This is a genomic window from Gordonia sp. PS3, assembly GCF_041950545.1.
Taxonomy (GTDB): domain Bacteria; phylum Actinomycetota; class Actinomycetes; order Mycobacteriales; family Mycobacteriaceae; genus Gordonia; species Gordonia sihwensis.
Window position 1 is genome coordinate 1,457,737 of the sequence record NZ_CP169524.1, and the last position, 20,519, is coordinate 1,478,255.

Annotated in this window: 18 protein-coding genes and 1 pseudogene; 8 read left to right on the forward strand and 11 right to left on the reverse strand. The window is 69.1% G+C overall.

Going from position 1 to position 20,519, the window contains the following annotated elements; all coding sequences use genetic code 11:
- Window positions 1-18: 18 nt before the first annotated feature.
- The 6 genes from ACE11G_RS06740 to ACE11G_RS06765 form a co-directional block, all read right to left on the reverse strand.
- Window positions 19-774, reverse strand: a complete 756-nt coding sequence (locus ACE11G_RS06740) for a DUF4191 domain-containing protein (protein ID WP_006895267.1) — start codon at window positions 772-774, stop codon at window positions 19-21.
- A gap of 131 nt (window positions 775-905) precedes the next feature.
- A complete protein-coding gene (gene lipA / locus ACE11G_RS06745) occupies window positions 906-1,952 on the reverse strand; it encodes a lipoyl synthase (RefSeq protein ID WP_006895269.1) in 1,047 nt (348 codons plus the stop codon).
- Window positions 1,949-2,686 carry a lipoyl(octanoyl) transferase LipB gene (gene lipB / locus ACE11G_RS06750; protein WP_375003965.1) on the reverse strand — a complete coding sequence of 246 codons (738 nt, stop codon included), beginning with the start codon at window positions 2,684-2,686 and terminating at the stop codon, window positions 1,949-1,951. The genes lipA and lipB overlap by 4 nt, the downstream gene beginning before the upstream one ends.
- Window positions 2,679-3,563 (reverse strand): TIGR01777 family oxidoreductase, encoded by an 885-nt coding sequence (locus ACE11G_RS06755; protein WP_045540057.1) that lies wholly within the window; start codon window positions 3,561-3,563, stop codon window positions 2,679-2,681. The genes lipB and ACE11G_RS06755 overlap by 8 nt, the downstream gene beginning before the upstream one ends.
- A 10-nt stretch (window positions 3,564-3,573) precedes the next feature.
- Window positions 3,574-5,328: a 2-oxoglutarate dehydrogenase, E2 component, dihydrolipoamide succinyltransferase gene (sucB, locus tag ACE11G_RS06760; protein ID WP_278124067.1), complete on the reverse strand. Its 1,755-nt coding sequence runs from the start codon at window positions 5,326-5,328 to the stop codon at window positions 3,574-3,576.
- A gap of 190 nt (window positions 5,329-5,518) precedes the next feature.
- Window positions 5,519-7,042, reverse strand: coding sequence for a leucyl aminopeptidase (locus tag ACE11G_RS06765; protein WP_039866939.1), 1,524 nt, complete (start codon window positions 7,040-7,042; stop codon window positions 5,519-5,521).
- An 85-nt stretch (window positions 7,043-7,127) separates the two neighbouring features.
- Between ACE11G_RS06765 and gcvT the strand changes: the two genes are divergently transcribed.
- Both gcvT and ACE11G_RS06775 read left to right on the forward strand, forming a co-directional pair.
- Complete coding sequence (gene gcvT, locus ACE11G_RS06770; RefSeq protein WP_006895274.1) at window positions 7,128-8,237, forward strand: glycine cleavage system aminomethyltransferase GcvT; 1,110 nt, start codon at window positions 7,128-7,130, stop codon at window positions 8,235-8,237.
- A gap of 58 nt (window positions 8,238-8,295) precedes the next feature.
- Entirely contained in the window at window positions 8,296-9,402 is a 1,107-nt protein-coding gene (locus ACE11G_RS06775; protein ID WP_006895275.1) for a branched-chain amino acid aminotransferase, read from the forward strand.
- Between the two features lie 87 nt (window positions 9,403-9,489).
- Here the strand turns inward: ACE11G_RS06775 and ACE11G_RS06780 are convergent, their stop codons facing one another.
- From ACE11G_RS06780 to ACE11G_RS06790, 3 genes are read right to left on the reverse strand one after another with little or no spacing between them, the layout of a single operon-like run.
- The gene (locus tag ACE11G_RS06780; RefSeq protein ID WP_062366664.1) at window positions 9,490-10,272 is read right to left on the reverse strand and encodes an adenosylcobinamide-GDP ribazoletransferase; all 783 of its coding nucleotides are present in this window, start codon (window positions 10,270-10,272) and stop codon (window positions 9,490-9,492) included.
- Window positions 10,273-10,282: 10 nt separating this feature from the next.
- Window positions 10,283-11,992: a nicotinate-nucleotide--dimethylbenzimidazole phosphoribosyltransferase gene (gene cobT, locus ACE11G_RS06785; protein ID WP_006895277.1), complete on the reverse strand. Its 1,710-nt coding sequence runs from the start codon at window positions 11,990-11,992 to the stop codon at window positions 10,283-10,285.
- 4 nt (window positions 11,993-11,996) lie between these two features.
- A complete protein-coding gene (locus ACE11G_RS06790) occupies window positions 11,997-12,662 on the reverse strand; it encodes a DUF3043 domain-containing protein (RefSeq protein WP_006895278.1) in 666 nt (221 codons plus the stop codon).
- 72 nt (window positions 12,663-12,734) lie between these two features.
- Here ACE11G_RS06790 and ACE11G_RS06795 point away from each other — a divergent pair, with 72 nt between their 5' ends.
- The 3 genes from ACE11G_RS06795 to ACE11G_RS06805 all read left to right on the forward strand — a co-directional run bounded on the left by ACE11G_RS06795 (window position 12,735) and on the right by ACE11G_RS06805 (window position 15,415).
- Complete coding sequence (locus ACE11G_RS06795; RefSeq protein WP_231875681.1) at window positions 12,735-13,826, forward strand: glycerate kinase; 1,092 nt, start codon at window positions 12,735-12,737, stop codon at window positions 13,824-13,826.
- 158 nt (window positions 13,827-13,984) lie between these two features.
- Entirely contained in the window at window positions 13,985-14,332 is a 348-nt protein-coding gene (locus tag ACE11G_RS06800; protein WP_006895280.1) for an iron-sulfur cluster assembly accessory protein, read from the forward strand.
- Window positions 14,333-14,443: 111 nt separating this feature from the next.
- Window positions 14,444-15,415, forward strand: a complete 972-nt coding sequence (locus ACE11G_RS06805) for a carbohydrate kinase family protein (protein WP_045539470.1) — start codon at window positions 14,444-14,446, stop codon at window positions 15,413-15,415.
- A 173-nt stretch (window positions 15,416-15,588) separates the two neighbouring features.
- Here ACE11G_RS06805 and asnB read toward each other — a convergent pair whose 3' ends face one another.
- A complete protein-coding gene (gene asnB / locus ACE11G_RS06810) occupies window positions 15,589-17,514 on the reverse strand; it encodes an asparagine synthase (glutamine-hydrolyzing) (RefSeq protein ID WP_375003966.1) in 1,926 nt (641 codons plus the stop codon).
- Between the two features lie 310 nt (window positions 17,515-17,824).
- Between asnB and ACE11G_RS06815 the strand changes: the two genes are divergently transcribed.
- The 3 genes from ACE11G_RS06815 to ACE11G_RS06825 are packed head-to-tail and all read left to right on the forward strand — an operon-like array spanning window position 17,825 to window position 19,983.
- Window positions 17,825-18,967: a cytochrome c oxidase subunit II gene (locus tag ACE11G_RS06815; RefSeq protein ID WP_006895283.1), complete on the forward strand. Its 1,143-nt coding sequence runs from the start codon at window positions 17,825-17,827 to the stop codon at window positions 18,965-18,967.
- 6 nt (window positions 18,968-18,973) lie between these two features.
- A complete protein-coding gene (locus ACE11G_RS06820) occupies window positions 18,974-19,390 on the forward strand; it encodes a cytochrome c oxidase subunit 4 (protein WP_006895284.1) in 417 nt (138 codons plus the stop codon).
- Between the two features lie 41 nt (window positions 19,391-19,431).
- Complete coding sequence (locus tag ACE11G_RS06825) at window positions 19,432-19,983, forward strand: GNAT family N-acetyltransferase (RefSeq protein WP_346076066.1); 552 nt, start codon at window positions 19,432-19,434, stop codon at window positions 19,981-19,983.
- A 135-nt stretch (window positions 19,984-20,118) separates the two neighbouring features.
- Here the strand turns inward: ACE11G_RS06825 and ACE11G_RS06830 are convergent.
- Window positions 20,119-20,365: pseudogene (locus ACE11G_RS06830) on the reverse strand (helix-turn-helix domain-containing protein); the annotation flags it as partial.
- Window positions 20,366-20,519 lie beyond the last annotated feature (154 nt).

Here is a 20,519-nt window from a genome sequence, read left to right on the forward strand (position 1 = left end):
TTCCACCGGCCGGGAGGTTCAGGCCCCGCGGCGACGGGTGGTGCGGCTGACGCTGCGCATCTTGGCGCCCTGCGGCATCGGGCCCTTGGGCATGGCGGCGCCGGCGCCGCCCTTCGCCTTGAGCGCGGACAGTCGGCCCTCGAGCGCGTCCATCCGCTTGCGGTCGATGTTGCTCGGGAGTTTGCGGATGTGGCGTTCCAGCTTCGACAGCGGCACCTGGCCGTCGCCGTCGCCGACGAGGATCTCGTAGATCGGGGTGTCGCCGACCACGCGGGCGGCCTTCTTCTTCTCCTGCGCCAGCAGCGGCTTGACGCGAGTGGGGGAGCCCTCACCGACCAGGATGACGCCGGGCTTGCCGATGACGCGGTGCACCGCGTCGAGATGCGAGGTGCCGGTGACGGCCTGCTGTACCCGCCACTGCCCACGGATGTTGCTCAGAGCCCAGCCCGCGGCGCCCGGCTGGCCCTCGGCCTTCTTGTAGACGCTCCGCTGAACGCGCCGGCCGAACAGAACGAAGGCGAGCAGCGCGCCGAGGATGACGCCGAGCGGCAGGGTGATCCAGAGATTGTGGAAGACGAACTGGCCGAGCAGGCCGAAGACCAGCGTGGTGCCCAGGACGGTGGCGACCATCAGCGGGATGAGGGCCTTGTCCTCTTTCCGCTGCATCTGGAACGCCTGCCAGATCTGCTGCCGCCGTTCCCTGCTCGCCGCTTTGCGAGCTGCCTTAGCAGCCTGCTTCGCCTCTTTGCTCGACTTGTCTTGCGCCTTAGCCATGAGTGCCAGTCTACGGTGCACACCGAGCGCGCCGACGCAGTGTCGACGGCGCTCGGGTAGCGCGGCCCGCACAACGGAATCGACCGGCCGGAACACATGTTCCGGCCGGTCGATTCGGCAGTGGGCGGGCCTCAGCGCACGGTGCGGGCGAGGACCGAAGAGGCCTCCTGAGCGGCGCTGCCCTCCTTGGCCAGATGGGCCAGTTCCGGCGGCAGCTCACGGCCGTGACGGGCCATCGCCTGGGCGTACAGCCGGCCTGCGCGATACGACGACCGCACCAGCGGACCGGCCATCACCCCGGCGAATCCGATCTCCTCGGCGTACTGCGAGTGCTCCACGAACTCCTCGGGCTTGACCCACCGTTCGACGGGATGATGCCGCACCGACGGTCGCAGGTACTGGGTGATGGTGACGATGTCGCAGCCGGCGTCGTGGAGGTCGCGCAGAGCCTCTCGCACCTCGTCCGGTGTCTCTCCCATGCCGAGGATGAGGTTCGACTTGGTCACGAGGCCGTAGTCGCGGGCACGGGTCAGCACCTCCAGGGAGCGTTCGTACCGGAAGGCGGGCCTGATGCTCTTGAAGATGCGGGGAACGGTCTCGAGATTGTGAGCCAGCACCTCGGGACGGGAGGCGAAGACCTCGTCGAGCAGGTCGGGCTTCGCGTGGAAGTCGGGGATCAGATTCTCGACGCCGGTGCCGGGATTGAGTTCGTGGATCTTGCGAACGGTCTCGGCGTACAGCCACGCTCCCTCGTCGGGGAGATCGTCGCGGGCCACACCGGTGATGGTGGAGTAGCGCAGCCCCATCGACCGGACGGACTCGGCCACGCGGCGCGGTTCGTCGCGGTCGAGTGCGGCGGGCTTGCCGGTGTCGATCTGGCAGAAGTCGCAGCGACGGGTGCACTGCTCTCCGCCGATCAGGAAGGTGGCCTCGCGGTCCTCCCAGCACTCGTAGATGTTCGGGCAGCCGGCCTCCTCACACACCGTGTGGAGCCCCTCGCTGCGCACCAGTCCCTTGAGCTCGGTGTACTCCGGTCCCATCGTGGCACGCGTCTTGATCCACTTCGGCTTGCGCTCGATGGGAGTCTGCGCGTTGCGCACCTCCAGACGCAGGAGCTTGCGCCCGGCGGGAGCGTCGGCGGGACTCGGTGAGGCGGGTTGGGCGGGGGTGGTGGTCACTGTGCCGATCCTACGCTCGTGGGTGCGGTGGGCCGACCGGCCTCAGCCGGGGCGCCTGCCGTATCCGAGCCGGGTCCGGCCGGGTCGTCCAGGCACTTCTGGACCAGTTCGACGACGTCGTCGAGCACGTCGTCGACGGTCACGGCGGTGCCGGTCTCCTGGCTCAGCGAGGTCACCCCCGCGTCCGCGATGCCGCACGGGACGATCGCGTCGAACACTGACATGTCCGGGTTCACGTTGAGGGCGAACCCGTGAAGGGTGACGCCCTTGGCGACGCGGATGCCGATCTGGGCGAGCTTGCGCTCCCCGGCGACGTCGCGCAGCCACACGCCGGAGCGCCCGTCCACGCGGCCGGTGGCCAGACCCTGCCGTGCCGCCACGCCGATCAGCGCCTCTTCGAGACGGCGGACGTAGTCGACCACATCGAGGGGTTCGGCGAGCTTGACGATGGGATACCCGACGAGCTGGCCGGGACCGTGCCAGGTGATGCGGCCGCCGCGGTCGACGTCGATCACCCGGGCGCCGTTGACCGGACGGTCGGAGTCCTCGGTCCGTTTGCCCGCCGTGTAGACCGACGGATGTTCGAGCAACAGCAGCAGGTCGTGGTCGAGCTCGCCGGTGGCGCGTTGCTCGGCCAGGCGGTGTTGCAGCTCGTAGGCCTCGGTGTAGTCGACGACGCCGAGGCGGCGGACTTCGATCGGTGCTCCGTCGGCTCGCGACGATGCGTTACGCACAGCAGTACTCCAGTGCAGATGTCAGATGAGGGTGGGTGAAGGTGAAGCCGCGGTCGGTGAGCAGCACGGGAACCACGCGCGAGGACGTCAGGACCATCTCCTCGACCATCTCTCCGCCCGCCTTGCGCGCGAGCGCGGCGGGCACGCGCAGCACCGCGGGGCGGTGGACGGCTCGTGCGAGCTCGGCGGAGAAATCGGCGAAGCGTACCGGTCCGGGCGCGGTCAGATTGACCGGACCGACGATCGAATCGTCGCCGAGCACGTGCGTGATCGCGGCGATCTCGTCGGGCAGGCTGATCCACGAGAACCACTGCCTGCCGTCGCCGATACGGGCGCCGAGGCCGAAACGGTAGAGCGGTCGGAGCCGCGCGAGGATGCCGCCGCGCCGGGAGAGCACGGGCGCCGTGCGGAGCGTGACCACGCGCGCCGAGGCCTGTGCGGGCTCGGTGGCCTTCTCCCAGTCGACCACCAGGTCGGCCAGGAAGCCGGAGCCGTGCGGCGACGTCTCGTCCGCCGCGGTCTCACCGGTGTCTCCGTAGAAACCGGAGGCACTGGCGTTGAGGAACACTCCGACGCCGGACTCGGCGACGGCGTCGGCCAGGACGGTGGTCGGGATGATCCGCGAATTGCGGAGCCGCTGCTTCACCTGGCCGCTCCATCGGTGGGCTCCGATGTTCTCGCCGCCGAGGGCGATGACCGCGTCGAAGCCGCGCAGGGCGTCGGCCGGCAGTTCGGACCGCTCGGGTTCCCAACCGATCTCCCGCGGACCGGTCGGGGCACGACGCACCAGAGTGTGGACGTCGTGCCCCGCCTGCGTCAGCGCGGGAACGAGGGCCGAACCGATCAGCCCGTGACTTCCCGCGACCGCGATTCGCATATCCGGGTGCTTACAGCCCCAGGTCGGCGGCGAACTCCGCGGCCTCGAGACGGTGACGGACCGTGGTGAGGAACCGGCCGGCGTCCGCACCGTCGATGAGCCGGTGGTCGTAGGTCAGCGGTAGGTAGGCCATCGACCGTGCGGCGATCGACTCGGTGCCGTCGTCGCCGGTGAGAACCACGGGGCGCTTGACGATCGCGCCGGTGCCGAGCATGGCCGCCTGCGGCGGGACCAGGATCGGGGTGTCGAACAGAGCGCCCTGGCTGCCGATGTTCGTGATCGTGAACGTGCCGCCGGCCAGCTCGTCGGGCTTGAGCCCGCCGGAACGGGCCCGTGCGGCGATGTCGGCGATCGCGCGAGCGAGGCCGGCCAGCGAGAGGTCGTCGGCGTTGTGGATCACCGGCGACAGGAGGCCCTGCTCGGTGTCGACGGCGATGCCCAGATGCACGTCGGCGTGGTACGTGATCTCCTTGGCCTCTTCGTTGATCGAGGCGTTGACGTTCGGATGCACCTTCAGTGCCTCGACGACGGCCTTGGCGAAGAACGGCAGGAAGGTCAGGTTGACGCCCTCGGCTGCCTTGAACGAGGACTTCGCCGCGGTGCGCAGTGCCGCGATGCGGGTCATGTCGACCTCGTGGACCTGCGTGAGCTGCGCGCTGGTCTGCAGCGACTCGCGCGTCTTGGCCGCGGTGATCTGCCGGATGCGGTTGATCTTCTGCGTCGTTCCGCGCAGTGCAGCCAATTCGGGGCTCGCCGCGGCGGGTGCGGCGGCCGGTGTCGGCGCCGACGGTGTTGCGGCCGGAGCCGCGGCGGGGGCGGCAGGCGCCTTCTTGGCCTCGGCCGCGGCCAGCACGTCCTGCTTGCGGATGCGTCCGCCGACGCCGGTGCCCTTGACGGTCGCCAGGTCGATTCCGTTCTCCGCGGCCAGCTTCCGCACGAGCGGCGTCACGTACGGAGTGGACTGCAGATCTCCGTCGGCGGCAGCGGGAGTCGGAGCGGCCGGAGCCGGAGCGGGTGCGGCGGCCGCGGGTGCGGGTTCAGGTGCCGGAGCGGCGGGCTCGGGCGTCGGGGGAGCGGCCGGCGCGGGAGCCGGAGCCGCCGGAGCCGGAGCCGCGGGGGCCGCCGATGCGGCACTCGGGTCGCCGATGACGGCCAGCTTGCCGCCGACCTCGACGATCTCGTCGGTGTCGGCGACGATCTCGAGAAGCACACCAGCCGTCGGCGACGGGATCTCGGTGTCGACCTTGTCGGTGGACACCTCGACCAGCGGTTCGTCGACCGCGACCGTGTCGCCGACCTGCTTGAGCCAGTTGGTCACCGTGCCCTCGGTGACGCTCTCGCCCAGTTCGGGCATGAGGACGTCGACGCCGGATGCCGAGGCCGCGGGAGTCGACGCGGCCGGCGCCTCGGTCGCGGGGCTCTCGGCGGCCGGAGCGGAGGCAGCGGGTGCGGCGGGCTCGGGTTCGGGTTCCGGCTCGGGAGCGGCGGCGGGTTCGGGCGCGGCCGCGTCATCGGACGCCGACTCGCCGGCCTCTCCGATCAGCGCCAGCTGTCCGCCCACCTCGACGACGTCGTCCTCAGCGGCGACGATCTTGACCAGCACACCCGCGACGGGCGACGGGATCTCGGTGTCGACCTTGTCGGTGGAGACTTCGAGCAGGGGCTCGTCGACCGCTACGGTGTCGCCTTCCTGCTTCAGCCATTGGGTGACGGTTCCCTCGGTGACGCTCTCGCCCAGTGCGGGCATCTCGACAGAGAAGGCCATTTGCGTGTGACTCCCTAACAATTTCGTGAACTGTGCTGTTCGGTCGATCGGTCGATGCGGGTCGGCGCGCTCCAGCGGCGTGTGCAGGTTCGCGTGATGTCGGCCGGATGGGTCGACGCCCGTGACTCAGCCTACTCCCAAACGATCTCGGCTCCGCGTGAGTCCGCTGAACGCCGGAGTGCGGTGCGCGTCACTGTCCGCCGGCGATGTCCTCGATGACCGCGATGATGGTCCGGACGGGTACGCCGGTGCCGCCCTTACCGGTGTAGCCCCACGGGCCACCGGTGTTGAACGCCGGGCCGGCGACGTCGATATGCGCCCAGTCGAGCCCCTCGGCGACGAACTCCCGCAGGAACATCGCGGCCGACAGCATGCCTCCCCAGCGGTGGTTGGTGACGTTGGCGAGATCGGCGATCCGTGAATTCAGGTCGCTGCGGAGTTCCGCAGGCATCGGCATCGGCCAGCCGTGCTCGCCGACCGACTGGGAGATGGCGGCGACGCGGTCCCGGAAGTCGTCCGTGCCGAGCACACCGGGAGTCCGGGTGCCCAGCGCCACCATCTGTGCGCCGGTCAGGGTGGCCGTGTCGATGAGGAAGTCCGGCTCGTCCTCGCAGGCGCGGACGATGGCGTCCGCCAGGATCAGCCGGCCCTCCGCGTCGGTGTTGAGGACCTCGACCGTGGTGCCGCCGTACTGGGTGAGGACGTCGCCGGGACGCTGCGCGGTCGACGAGGGCATGTTCTCGGCCATCGGCACCGTCGCGATGACCGTGACCGGCACGTCCAGGCGTGCAGCGGCGATCGTGGAGGCGATGACCGCCGCCGCACCGCCCATGTCCGAGGTCATGTGGTCCATCCCGGCGGCGGGTTTGATGGAGATGCCGCCGGTGTCGAAGGTGATGCCCTTGCCGACGAGCGCGACGGTGCGCTCGGCGCCCTTGGCCTCGTGGGTCAGGCGCACCAGGCGGGGCTTGCGCGAGGATCCCTGTCCCACGCCGACGATGCCGCCGTAGCCGGCCTTGGCCAGTTCCACGTCGTCGAGGATCTCCACCCGGAGGCCGGCCTTGCTGCCGAGGATGCGCGCGCGCTCGGCGAACTCGGCGGGGTAGAGGACGTTCGGCGGGGTGTTGACGAAGTCGCGGGCGATCGCGACGGAATCGGCGACGATCAGCGCGTGGTCGAGTTCGACCTTGGCCTGCTTGCTCTTCGCGGGTACCGCGAGTGACACGGCGGAGGGCGGCTGCTCGGAGGGGCGTGACTTCTCGCTGCGCAGTTCGTCGAAGCGATACGCGCCCAGGTACGAACCCTCCGCCGCCGCACCGAGGTCGGCGGCCGAGAGGGTGCTCACGACGCGGTCGAATCCGTCCAGTGCGCGTACGGCGTTCCCTGCGGCCTGTCGGATGGTCTCCGGATCGTCCACCTCTGTTCCCAGCCCGACCGCGACCACCACGCCGACCGGCAGCGATTGCGGTGCCGGGATCCGCGTGATCTCGCCGACCGACCCCTTGGCGCCCAGAGCCGACAGCGCCGCGCTGATCTGGTCGGCGGGCTCGTCGTCGAGGAAGTCCTCGACGAGCAGCAGTGTCGGCTCCTCGGTGCCGCCGTCGCCGGAACCGGCGACGAGGCCGACGACGAGCACGTCGTCGTCGGAGGAAAGGGCAGTGGTCAGGTCGATGCGGGGACCGCGGACACGGTCGGAGAAGTGGTTGGCGCTCACGCCTTTCAACTCTGCCACACCGGCACCGCCGAGCGGCTGAACCTCGGGTGGGAACCGCCCGGGTCGGGGCGATACCGTTAGCGCCATGACTGAACTGCTCGCAGGCCCGATCGCCGATCGTCACACCGCCCTGGGCGCCTCCTTCGCCGAGTTCGGCGGATGGAACATGCCCGTCTCGTATGCAGGCACCGTCGCCGAGCACAACGCCGTCCGCAGCACCGTCGGCATCTTCGACGTCAGTCACCTCGGCAAGGCGCTCGTGGCGGGCCCGGGAGCCGCCGGATTCGTGAACACGACCCTGACCAACGATCTCGGCAAGATCGAGCCCGGGAAGGCCCAGTACACACTGTGCTGCAACGAGCGCGGCGGCGTGATCGACGATCTGATCGCCTACCTGGCCGGCGACGACGAGGTGTTCCTGGTGCCGAATGCAGCCAATACGGCAGCCGTCGTGGAGGCACTGCGAGCGGTCGCCCCCGAAGGGATCGAGATCACCGATCAGCATCGCGACTACGCGGTCTTCGCAGTCCAGGGCCCGCAGTCGGCCGACGTGCTCGCCGCGCTCGACCTGCCGACCGACATGGAGTACATGGCCTACCGAGACGCTCGGATCGTGCTGGGCGGAGCCGAACTGGAGATCCGGGTGTGCCGGTCGGGCTACACCGGCGAGCACGGGTACGAGGTGCTGCCCCGGTGGGACGACGCGGGTGCGGTCTTCGACGCTCTGCTCGCCGAGGTGACTGCGCGCGGCGGTCAGCCCGCGGGGCTCGGTGCGCGTGACACGCTCCGCACCGAGATGGGGTACGCGCTGCACGGACACGAACTGACCGTCGACATCACCCCGGTGCAGGCGCGGTCGTCGTGGGCCGTCGGCTGGGACAAGCCGTCGTTCTTCGGCCGCGAGGCGCTGGTGGCCGAACGCGCCGCGGGCCCGGCCCGACGCCTGTACGGGCTGAAGGCCACCGGCCGCGGGGTGCCGCGCGCGGACTGCACGGTGCATGTCGAGGCCGGCGGTGAGCAGATCGGTGTGTGCACGTCGGGCACGTTCTCTCCGACCCTCAAGCAGGGCATCGCCCTGGCGTTCATCGACACCGCCTCCGGCGTCAAGAAGGGCGATGAAGTGGTGGTCGATGTCCGCGGGCGGGCCCTGACCTGCGAGGTCGTTCTGCCGCCGTTCGTGGAGAGTCACGTCTGACCGGCGCATCCCGCCGGTGCCGGGAAACTCCCTTGCGGGTCGGCGGTACCATGACCGCATGACCTTGGAGTTCACCCGCACCGAGCATCCGCATCCGGTGTCGGAGAATCGACGCGCCGAGATCCTCGCCGCGCCGGGCTTCGGCAACTACTTCACCGACAACATGGTGACCGTAGACTTCGACCGCGATCGTGGATGGCACGGCGCACGGGTGACCCCGTACGGGCCGCTCGCTCTGGACCCGGCTGCGATGGTCCTGCACTACGCGCAGGAGATCTTCGAGGGGCTGAAGGCGTACCGCCAGCCCGACGGCTCCATCGCCGCCTTCCGGCCGGAGGCCAATGCCGAACGGTTCAACCGGTCGGCACGGCGCCTCGCGATGCCGGAGCTGCCGGTGGAGGACTTCGTCGGATCGCTGCGGGCGTTGCTGGCCGCCGACCACGCGTGGGTTCCCGGCGCGGGCGGCGAGGAGTCCCTCTATCTGCGCCCGTTCATGATCGCGACCGAGGCGAGCCTCGGCGTCCGGCCGGCCGACAAGTACAGCTACTCGCTGATCGCATCGCCCGCCGGCGCTTACTTCAAGGGCGGCGTGAAGCCGGTCAGCGTCTATCTGTGCACCGAGTACGTGCGGGCCTCCCCGGGAGGTACCGGTGATGCGAAGTTCGGCGGCAACTACGCCGCGTCGCTGCTGGCGCAGGCGCAGGCCGCCGACAAGGGGTGCGACCAGGTGGTGTGGCTCGACGCCATCGAGCACCGCTTCATCGAGGAGATGGGCGGCATGAACCTGTTCTTCGTCTTCGGCTCGGGGTCGGACGCACAGCTGGTGACGCCGGAGCTCAGCGGCTCGCTGCTTCCGGGCATCACCCGCGACTCACTGCTCACCCTCGCCGCCGACGCGGGTTACAAGGTGGACGAGCGCCGCATCTCGACCGAGGAACTGCGCGAGGGGGTCAAGAACGGCGACATCACCGAGGTCTTCGCCTGCGGTACCGCTGCCGTGATCACTCCCGTCGGTCGGGTTCAGAGCGACACCGACGACTACCTGATCGGCGACGGCACCACGGGAGAGGTGACGCAGGCTCTCCGTGACACCCTCACCGGTCTGCAGCGCGGCACCTTCGCCGACACACACGGCTGGATGACCACGCTCTACCCGGCTCCGTGAACCGGCCGCTCCGGCCCTGAATGAGCGCTCATGCCGCAGCCGCACCCGTCCGGGGTCCGGCTGCGGCATGATCCGTTTCGGCGACCTCTACAGGAGCAGGCCGACGGCTGTCAGCACGGTCGCCACTTCGATCGTCGCGCCGATGACATCGCCAGTCAGCCCGCCGGCGCGACGGGCGCAATGCCCGGTGAAGGCCCAGGCGAACGCCCAGACGACGGCCACGGTCGCCGCCGCACGGACCGCATCCGCCGCGTGGAAGGTACCCGCGTTCCAGCCTCCCGCGGCCACCGCGACCGCGAGCAGGAGCACCGCCCACACCGCGATGGACGCGCGTTGAGTTCCGGCGACCAGCGCCCCGAACCCGTCGGTGTTCGCGGCGCTCAGACCGGCCCGGCACGCGACGGTCGCGGTGGTCCTTCCGGCGACCACCGCCAGCGCCAACGACCACCATCGTGAGTCGGCGGTCAGGGCGCCGAACGCCAGGGACTGGCCCAACAGCACCAGAACGAGCGTGGCCGCACCGAACGGCCCCACGTCGCCGCTGCGCATCACCGCCCGCACGCGATCCGGATCTCCGTAGCAGCCGAGACCGTCGGCCGTGTCGGCGAGACCGTCCAAGTGCATGCCGCGGGTAGTCGCCGCCAGCACCGCCACCACGGTGACGCCGGCCAGCGCGCTGGGGAGATCGGTGTGCGATAGCCCGAAGGCGACGGCGGCGGCGAGCAGTCCGACCACCGCTCCGACGACGGGTACCGCGGCGATCACGGTCGCGCCCCGGGCGCGGTCGAATTCGCCGCGGGGCTGCGGGAGCGGGAGTACCGTCAGCCAGCTGAAGGCGTCGTGCACGCCGCGGAGGCCACGGGCGATCATCCCGGTGTGCCTATTCTCCGCCGCTGACGCCGGCCTCGTCGAAGGTCGCCATGTCGGTCAGAATGTCGATCGACGACGCGACCAGCGGCAGCGCCGACACGGCACCGGTGCCCTCGCCCAACCGCATCGACAGGTCGAGGATCGCGGTCAGGCCGAGTGAATCGAGTGCGAACGCGTGCGCCGGTTCGGTGGACCGGTGACCGGCCTGCCACCAGGAGGCGGCACCCGGCGCCAACTGCTGCGCGACCAGGGCGGCCGAGGTCGTGATCAGCCCGTCCAGGAGTGCCGGAGTCTTCCGGACGGCCGCCTGGGCGAGGAATCCCGCCATCGCCGCGATGTCGGCGCCCGCCACCGCGGCGAGCAGCGCGAGCGGCTCGTTGCGGTGCCGCCGTGCATGACGCATGCCGTCGCGGATGGCCGCTGTCTTGCGGATCCAGGTGGCGTCGTCGATCCCGGTGCCCCGTCCCACCACGACCACCGGCTCGCGATCGGTGAGAGTCCCGACCAGCACGGCCGCCGGGGTGGTGTTGCCGATGCCCATGTCGCCGGCGATGAGCAGGTCGGCGCCGGCGTCGACGAGCTGGTCGGCCACGGCCCGTCCGGCGGCGACCGCCCGTCGGGCTTCGGCGATGGTCAGCGAACTGCCGGTTCGCAGATCGCCGCTTCCCGCGCGCACCTTGTACCGGGAGACGTGCGGGTCGGTATCGGCTCGCACCGCCATATCGAGGACCTGCACCGTGGCTCCGGCGCGGCGCGCCAGCACGTTGATCGCGGCGCCGCCGGTCGCGATGTTCGCGACCATCTGCGCTGTCACCTCGGGCGGATAGGCGGAGACGCCGTCGGCGGCCACGGCGTGATCGCCCGCGAACACCACCACTGCGGGCGACTGCAGGGTCCGCGGCGGGCAGACGCCCTGGCACGACGACATCCAGACGCCGAGCTCTTCGAGTCTGCCGAGGGATCGCGCCGGTTTGGTCAGCCGCAACTGTCGTGCCCGGGCCTGCTCGGCGACGTCGTGATCGGGGAGTTCGACGATCGGGAAGATCTCGGCGTCGGTGCCGTCGATCTGGGCCGGTTCGGAGACGGTCGCCCGCCGGGGCGCCGGCGCGTCGGCGGGCCGGGCGGGCTCTTCCGCGGGGACGGGTGAGGACGGTGCCGTGGACGCGGAAACCGGTACCGGGGCCGCGGGCACGGCGCCGGTACCGGCGGGCAGGTCCAGTGCACGTCCGGCGACGACGAGAGTGACCGTCTCGCAGACAGCCGCCACCGCCGCATTCAGGCGGCCCAGTTCGTCCGCGAAGCGCCGTCCAGACGGTGTCGGCGAGACGAGCGAGAGCCCCACTTCGGGGCTCACCAGCACTAGATCGCCGGAGTAGCCGGCGATGGCGGCGCACAGGTCCTCGATCTGCGCGGATACGTCGGCGGCCTCGTCCTCCCAGGCTCCGGCCTCGTCGAGCAGTGCGGTGAGCCAGTTGCCGAGGTCGTCGACGAGTGTCGGCTCATCGGGAAAGTCGCGCAGGAGCGACGCGAGATCGCACGATTCGACGGTGCGATAGCGGTCGCCGCGGCGTTCGCGGTGGGCATCGATCCGCGCGCGCCAGGCCCGGTCGCCGTCGGCGGAACCGGTCGCGACGTAGCGGACCGCGGGTGCGTCGGCGAGGAGATGCTCGGCGTGCGCCGATTTGCCCGAGCGGATGCCGCCGAGGATCAGCGTGCGCACGCGATCAGACCTTGTCGCCCGGCTTGACCTGCGGGCGCGGCGCGCGCATCATCCGCAGCTGCATGGCACGGGTGAAGCAGTACCACCCGAGCCGGAATCCGGTGTCGGTGGTGTCCGGGTAGCGCTCACGCACCCGCTTGTTGACCATCCGGCCCAGGTACAGCGAATCGATGATCACCAGCAGGACGAAGGCCAGCAGCACCAGGTTCCCGATGACCGCGAGGTTCGGCAGCATCAGAACCACCAGCAGGAAGATCGCGAAGGGCAGGAACAGTCCGGCGAAGTTGCGTCGCGAGTCGACGATGTCACGCGCCATCTTCCGGACCGGCCCCTGATCGCGGGCCATCATGAACTTCTCGTCGCCGGACATCATCTTCTCGCGCTGCTCGAGGCGGACGCGGCGGCGTTCGGCGGCCACCTCCTTGCGCTCCACCTTGGTCATCGACGCCCGCAGTGCCTTCTTCCGGGCCCGCGCTTCAGCGCGGGTGGTCGGGGGCGGCGCGACGGGACCGCGGCGGCGTTCGGCTTCGCGGCGCTTCGGCGTGGGGCGGCCCTTGCCGGGCGTCGTCGAACCAGAGGTCGGCCTCGCGTCGTCGGCCGGCACGTCGGTGGTCTCCTCCGACTCGGCGGCTGAGCTCTTGGCGGCGTCGGATTTCCAGGGCAACTTCACGACTACGAGACTATTCGATGCGGCGGCGACGGCGGGCATCGGGCAAGCGCCTCCCGGCTACTCTGACCGGTGATGGACACGACGGCGATGCGGGTGGTGATCGCCCCCGACGAGTTCGGCGGGACGCTGACGGCGGCGCAGGCCGCGTCCGCGATCGCCGAGGGCTGGGCCCGCGCGCGGCCGGGTGATGTGCTCGAGCAGCTGCCGCAGTCCGACGGCGGTCCCGGATTCGTCGACGTGCTCGCGGCTGCCGGCGTCGGGCGGCGTCTCGGCGTCTCGGCGTCCGGACCGCTCGGAGGTGCGGTGGCCGCCGAGGTGCTGCTCGACGGCCGCACGGCGTTCGTGGAGTCGGCTCAGGCATGCGGACTGCATCTGATCGGCTCGCCCGGTCCGGAGACGGCCTGGTGTGCGGGGACGGCCGGGGTCGGTGACCTGCTGCGGGCTGCGGTGGAGGCCGGTGCGACCCGGATCGTGGTCGGACTCGGCGGAAGTGGAACCACCGACGGAGGCCGCAGCGCCTGTACGGCACTCGGCGGACTGACCGCCGCGCACCACCTCCTGCGGGGGACCGAACTCGTGGCGGCCACCGACGTGACCAACCCGCTGCTCGGTCCGTCCGGGGCGGCCGCTGTCTTCGCTCCGCAGAAGGGCGCCGACCCCGAGACGGTCGCGCGGTTGGAGTCGCGACTGCAGCGGTGGGCGGACGAGTTGGAGGACCACCGCGTCGGCACCGACGACGGTCAGCGGCTCCGTGACGCCGCCGGTGCGGGTGCTGCGGGCGGGCTCGGTGCCTTTCTCCTGGCACTCGGTGCGACCCGAGAGGCGGGCGCCGACGTGGTGGCGGGTGTCACCGGTCGTGCGCGGCGCATCGCCGTCGCCGATCTCGTGCTGACCGGGGAGGGCCGCTTCGACGAGCAGACTCCCTGCGGCAAGGTGGTGGCCTCCGTCGCGGCCGACGCACGGCGTGCCGGAGTGCCTGCGGTGGTTCTGGCCGGGCAGGTGCGCGGCAGGCCCCGGGTCGACGGCGTCACCGTCGCGTATTCGATGGCTGACTGGGCCGGCTCGTCCGCGCGCGCACTCGCCGACCCGGCGCCGATCCTGGCCGGACTCGCGCAGACGGTCGCGGCCGGATTCGCCGGGACGGTCGAGCGGACCGGAATCTGACTCGGCCGAAACCCGGGCGCGGGATGCGGGAATAGCGGGTCGGCGAGTACCGTTGATGCTGTTGGCCGTGTCTGCCGGGCCGCTGTACCGGTAACTGAGCCACCGACAACGTATCCGGCCGTCGAGATTCTTCGCGGTCGGCGACATGAGGAGCGCCCATGACCGTTCAGAACGAAACCGCAACCGGTGTCCTGCTGACCGACGCCGCCGCCTCCAAGGCGAAGGCACTGCTGGACCAGGAAGGACGCGACGACCTGGCCCTGCGCATCGCGGTGCAGCCCGGTGGCTGCGCCGGTCTGCGCTACCAGCTGTTCTTCGACGACCGCAGCCTGGACGGCGACGTGGTCTCGGACTTCGGCGGCGTGAAGCTGGCCGTCGACCGGATGAGCGCACCCTACGTGCAGGGTGCCACCATCGACTTCGTCGACAGCATCGAGAAGCAGGGCTTCACCATCGACAACCCGAATGCGACCGGCAGCTGCGCCTGCGGCGATTCGTTCAACTGAGTCCATTCGGCAGCTGACACGGAGCTGTCGACGGCCGTGACCTCAACTGACGCTCGCGTCGGGGGTGGGGTCACGGCCGTCGTCGTTTCCGGACGAAGTACCGTTGGACAGATGTTCATTGCCGTCTGCGGGTCGCTTGCGACCGACCATCTGATGAAGTTCCCCGGAAAGTTCTCCGATCAGCTCGTAGCCGATCAGCTCGAGCACATCTCGCTCAGCTTTCTCGTCGAAGACCTCGTCGTCCATCGGGGCGGCGTCGGCGGCAACATCGCGTACGCGATCGGTTCGCTAGGGGAGAAGCCCCTGCTCGTCGCGGCGGCCGGTCCCGACTTCGACGACTACGAGAACTGGCTGTCCGGACACGGCGTCGACTGCCGCGGCGTCACGAGGTCCCAGTCCAAGCACACCGCGCGATTCATGTGCACCACCGACGAGACCATGGCTCAGCTCGCCACGTTCTACGCCGGAGCCATGAGCGAGGCCCGCGACATCGACCTCACCGCGCTGTTCGCCACCACCGGCCGCCCCGACCTCGTGCTCGTCGGAGCCGATGACCCCGACGCGATGGTCAGCCACACGCGGACGTGCCGTGAGCAGGGGATCCCGTTCGCCGCGGACCCCTCGCAGCAGTTGGCGCGGCTCGACGGCACCGCCGCCCGCGACCTGATCGACGGCGCGGCGTACCTGTTCACCAACGAGTACGAGTGGGGCCTCCTGCAGCAGAAGACCGGACTCGACGCCGCGCAGGTGGCAGATCTCGTCGGGACCCGCATCACCACGCTCGGTGCCGGCGGTGTCGACATCGTGGAGCGAGACGGCACCACGACCCACGTCGGCGTGGTGCCGGTCCGCGAGCAGGTGGACCCGACCGGTGTCGGCGACGGCTTCCGCGCAGGGTTCCTGACCGGCATCGCCCGCGGCCTCGGCTACGAACGGGCCGCACAGCTCGGTGCGATGGTCGCCACTCTGGTGCTCGAATCGGAATCGACCCAGGGCTGGACCTGGAACGTCGACGTGGCCGTCGAGCGACTCACCGAGGCCTACGGCGCCGACGCCGCTGCGGAGATCAAGACCGTTCTGTAGCCGGTTGGCGCGCCACTCAGGCTGGTTGAGCGAGCGAAGCGAGTCGAAACCAACGCGACATCCGACGGCAGCAGATGGTTCTGCTACCGGCCGATTGTCACCGGGGTTTCGACTCGCTTCGCTCGCTCAACCAGCGGGAACAGGGACGGGCCGCTCGCTCGACCACCGGGCGATTACAGGCGGACCGGGTAATCGTGATCTTCGATCGCCGGGACGATGGTTCCGTCGACGAAGATGCCGTACCAGAGCATGAAGCAGAGGACGGTCCAGATCCGCCGGCTGTTGTCGACCTCGCCGCGCCGGTGCTCTTCGAGCATCTGCATCACGAAACGCTTGTCGAAGACGTGGTCGGTGTCGGACGTGGAGATGAGCTCGCGCGCCCAGTCGTACATCTCGGTGCCGGCGAGCCAGTGGCGCAGCGGGACCGGGAAACCGAGCTTACGACGATGCAGCACGTGCGGCGGAACGATCTGTTCGAGCGCCTTGCGCAGCGCGTACTTGGTGGTGCCGTGGCTGATCTTCTCCTCGAACGGGAGGCGTTCGGCGACGGCGAACACCTCCTTGTCGAGGAACGGAACGCGCAGTTCCAGCGAGTGCGCCATGTTGATCTTGTCGGCCTTGACGAGGATGTCGCCGCGCAGCCAGGTGAACAGGTCGAGGTGCTGCATGCGCGTCACCGGGTCCATTCCCTCGCTCATCCGGTAAATGGGTGCGGTGACGTCCTGATGTGTCCACTCGGGCCGGAAGTTCCGCAGCACCGCACGCAGCCGGGCGTCGTCGAAGCTGCGTGCATTGCCGTAGTACCGCTCCTCGAGGGTCAGCGAGCCGCGGTGCAGGAGGCTCTTGCCCCGGGTGCCCTCGGGGATTCTGTCCGACACCTTGCCCGCCAGCCGCCGCAGTCCGCCGGGCAGCTTGTCGAACGACTTGAGCGACAGCGGCTCCTTGTAGATGGTGTAGCCGCCGAACAACTCGTCGGCGCCCTCACCGGAGAGCACCACCTTCACGTGCTTTCGGGCCTCGGCCGCGACGAAGTACAGCGGTACCAGCGCGGGGTCGGCGACCGGGTCGTCGAGGTACCAGATGATCTGGGGGAGCGCCTCGATGAACTCCCGCGGCGAGACCACCTTCACGATGTGGCGGGCGCCGATCGCCTCCGCCGACTCCGCGGCGACGTCGACCTCGGAGTAGCCCTCCCGTTCGAATCCGGTGGTGAAGGTGATGAGGTCGGGATTGTGCTGGATCGCCAGCGCCGCGATCGCCGTCGAGTCGATGCCGCCGGACAGGAACGACCCGACGGTGACATCCGCGCGCATGTGCTTGGCCACCGAGTCGCGCAGCACGTCGGCGATCTCGTCGTAGCGCTTCTGCTCGCCACCCGGAGCGAAGGGGCGCACCGGGAATCGAGGTGCGAAATAGCGAGTCGTCTGCGGGGCGGCACCCGGCTTGAGTGTCGCGTAACAGCCGGACTCCAGCCGGGTGATGTTGCGGTGCAGAGTCTCCGGCTCGGGGACGTACTGGAGAACGGTGTAGTGCTCGATCGCGCGATCGTCGAGTTCGCGGTCGAGGTCGAGCCGGTCGAGCAGTTCCAGGAGGCTCTTCTTCTCCGATCCGAAGGCGGTACCCCGCGGGCTGGTCGCCAGGAACAGCGGCTTGATGCCGAACGAGTCACGGGCGATGAACAACTCGCGGTTCTGGGTGTCCCAGATCGCGAAGGCGAACATGCCGCGCAGTTTGCGGACCACCTCCGGTCCCCAGTAATGGAAGCCCGCGACGATCGACTCGCCGTCCCCTTCGGTGCGGAACGGCGCGTCGTGGTCGCGCGCCAGCTCGTCACGGATCTCCAGGTAGTTGTAGATCTCTCCGTTGAACACCAGTGCATAGCGTTCGGGGTTCTCCGCCGGCCCCCATCGCAGCGGCTGGTGCGAGTGTTCGATGTCGATGATCGAGAGCCTGTTGAAACCGAAGACGAGGTCGCCGTCGTTCCACGTGCCCATGTCGTCGGGCCCGCGATGCCGCATGCACCTCGCTGCCGAGGCGACGAGGTCGATGGTGGACGACGCCGAACCGTCGCTGGTGAGCATTCCGAGCAAGCCACACACGGTGTCAGGGCCTCTTTCGCAGATACTGTCAGGTCAGACGGGCGGCGATCCGCGCCCGTGAGCGCGTTCCACTATGCCGCAGATGCGCTGGCCGCCGCGACTCCGGCGCACCGTGGCGAGGGCGGAATCACCCCCGGTCGAAGCCGTATCCGCAGGTCGCGAAAAATGATCGGCGAAACAGCGAACCCCAATCACGACGACTTCGTCGGGTTGGTCTACGCTGCGTAGTACTAGGTGCAAGAATTGCGTCGAGGAGTGTCTGCTCGTCGCCGCAGGCCTTGGAAGAACAGCTCCCTGCCAGCAGGAAGGCGTGAAATTGACGAACGGTGTACGGCCGTCGACGCGACGGAAGGGATCTCCGTCGCGCACGATCAAGAGACTGAGTGGCCTCGCAGTACTCGGCGTCGGTGTGCTGATGACATCGGGCTGCAGTGCTGAAGAGGCCCTGCGTTTCGGTTGGCCGGAGGGAGTCACTCCCGAGGCACATGATATGCGCACCTTCTGGACCTGGTCGGTCATCGCCGCCCTGGCCATGGGTGTGCTGGTGTGGGGTCTGATCTTCTGGACCATCACCTTCCACCGCCGCAAGAAGAACGGCACCGCCGAGGACGAGATTCCGCGTCAGACCGGATACAACGTTCCGCTGGAACTCGCGTACACCGCGATCCCGTTCGTGCTGATCGCCGTGATGTTCTACTTCACCGTCGTCGTTCAGAACTCGGTGGAGAAGAAGGAAGAGAACCCGGCTGTCGCCGTGGACGTCACCGCCTTCCAGTGGAACTGGAAGTTCGGCTACAAGTCGGTCACCATCGACGGCAAGCAGCTGGTGAACCCAAAGACGGACTCCAAGCAGGGCGTTCCCTTCCAGGACCAGATCGCCAAGTACCGCGAAGAGGACGGCAAGCAGGAGGAGATCCTCGGTGCCGCCGGCGGCCGTTCGGCCGAGATCCGGGACTACCTGAGCTACGACAAGATCGAGACCCTCGGTAGCTCGTCGGAGATTCCGATCCTGGTGCTGCCGACCAATACGCGCATCCAGTTCGATCTCGCAGCAGCGGATGTCGTGCACTCCTTCTGGGTTCCCGAGTTCCTCTTCAAGCGCGACGTGATGCCCTTCCCGAAGCAGAACCACCAGGACTCGAGCTTCCAGATCTCCGAGATCGACCGCGAGGGCGCCTTCGTCGGACGCTGTGCGGAGATGTGCGGAACGTTCCACGCGATGATGAACTTCGAGGTCCGCGCCGTGAGCCCGACGACCTTCGCGAACTACATCAAGTACCGCCAGGCCCACCCGGAGGCGACCAACGCTCAGGCGCTCAAGGCCGTGTGCCAGGTTCCCGAGTCGGTCACCACGGTTCCGTTCGACACCCGCCGTGTCTCCAACGGAACCACTCCGAAGAACCTCGGCGATGCCAACAACACCACGATCGCCCAGTGCACCCCGGAGGTTTAAGGAACTATGAAGGTCGAAGCACGGGTCTTTGAGGCCCTCGCCCTCTTCTTCATCCTGATGGGCGTGATCTACGCCGTCGCGACGTTCTACTACCGGACCGGTGTGGAATGGGCGGGTGCGACCGCCATGTTCTTCTCCGGCGGTCTGGCGCTCATCGCGGGCACCTACTTCCGGTTCGTGGCCCGTCGCGTGGAGATCCGTCCGGAGGATTACGAAGAGGCGGAGATCGAGGACGGCGCCGGTGAGCTCGGCTTCTTCTCGCCGCACAGCTACTGGCCGATCATGATCGCCGGCGGCGCAGCGCTCTTCGCCATCGGTTTCGCGAGTTCCAACTGGTGGTTCGCCATCGGTCTGGTGCCGATCATCGTCGGCACGGTCGCCGGACTGGTCTTCGAGTACCACGTCGGACCCGAGAAGCACTGATCGTCTCCACTCAGACGCACGAAGCCGCACCCGAGAACCGGGTGCGGCTTCGTCATTCTCACGAGCTGTCCGCGGCGTTCCGCGGGCAGCTGTTCGCATTCCTGGCCGATGCCTTCGACGGGGACTTCGGCGCCGACGACTTCGACCATGCGCTCGGCGGCGTCCACGTGATCGCGTTCGGTACCGAGGACGCGGTGGTGGGACACGCGTCCGTCGTTCAACGGCAGCTGATCGTCCAAGGGGAGAATGTGCCCGGCGGCAGGGTTCTGCGGACGGGCTATGTGGAGGCGGTGGCGGTCGATGCCGCATACCGCCGCCGCGGCATCGGCGATGCGCTGATGCACCAGGTGGACGGAATCGTCGCCCGTGCGTACGACTTCGGCGCACTCGGTGCCTCCGACGACGGTCGCCGGCTGTATCTTCGACACTGCTGGGAACGGTGGTCCGGCCCGCTCGGCGTCCTCACACAGTCGGGGGTACAGTCCACCCCGGACGATGAGGGCGCAGTCCTGGTCCTCCGGACACCTGAGACCGCGGAGATCGACACGGACGGTCGGCTGATCTGCGAATTCCGCCGCGGGGACGTGTGGTGAACTCGACGTCCACGGCCTCGTAGGCCCGTTCCGGGGCGCCCGGGGCTGACGATCGAGGACGTTCTTCCGGAGCAGGCCCTCTGCCGGGGTTCTCCAGCCCAGGCTCTTGCGGGCCGGTTGTTGAGCGCGAGAGCTTGCCGTCGTCGGCCGCTTCGCCGCCTGCGGCGCTTTCCACTGCGCCACCAATGCCCGATACTCCTGCTTCCCTGCGCGCGTGGCCGCGTTGCGGCGTAACTCACGCGAGATCGTCCCCGGAGTCCCGGCCAATCCTGCGTACGATCTCACGAACCCCGACCTGTCTAGCGCGCAAGAGCGCGATCTCCTCACGTCCGGCGAAAGACAGGTAGCGGCCGGTAGGTGCGGCCAATGAGATCGGTGGCATACCGCCAGCGTGACGGAACCAATGAGCGCCAACCGGCACGGACACGCCAACCGTCAACGACGCCTCGGCCTAGTTGATGCCCTTCGCGATCAGAGGCAGAACTGCCGCTGCACCGCCCGAGAGGGCTCGGGCCGCCCGGGCGAGCGTATCGGCG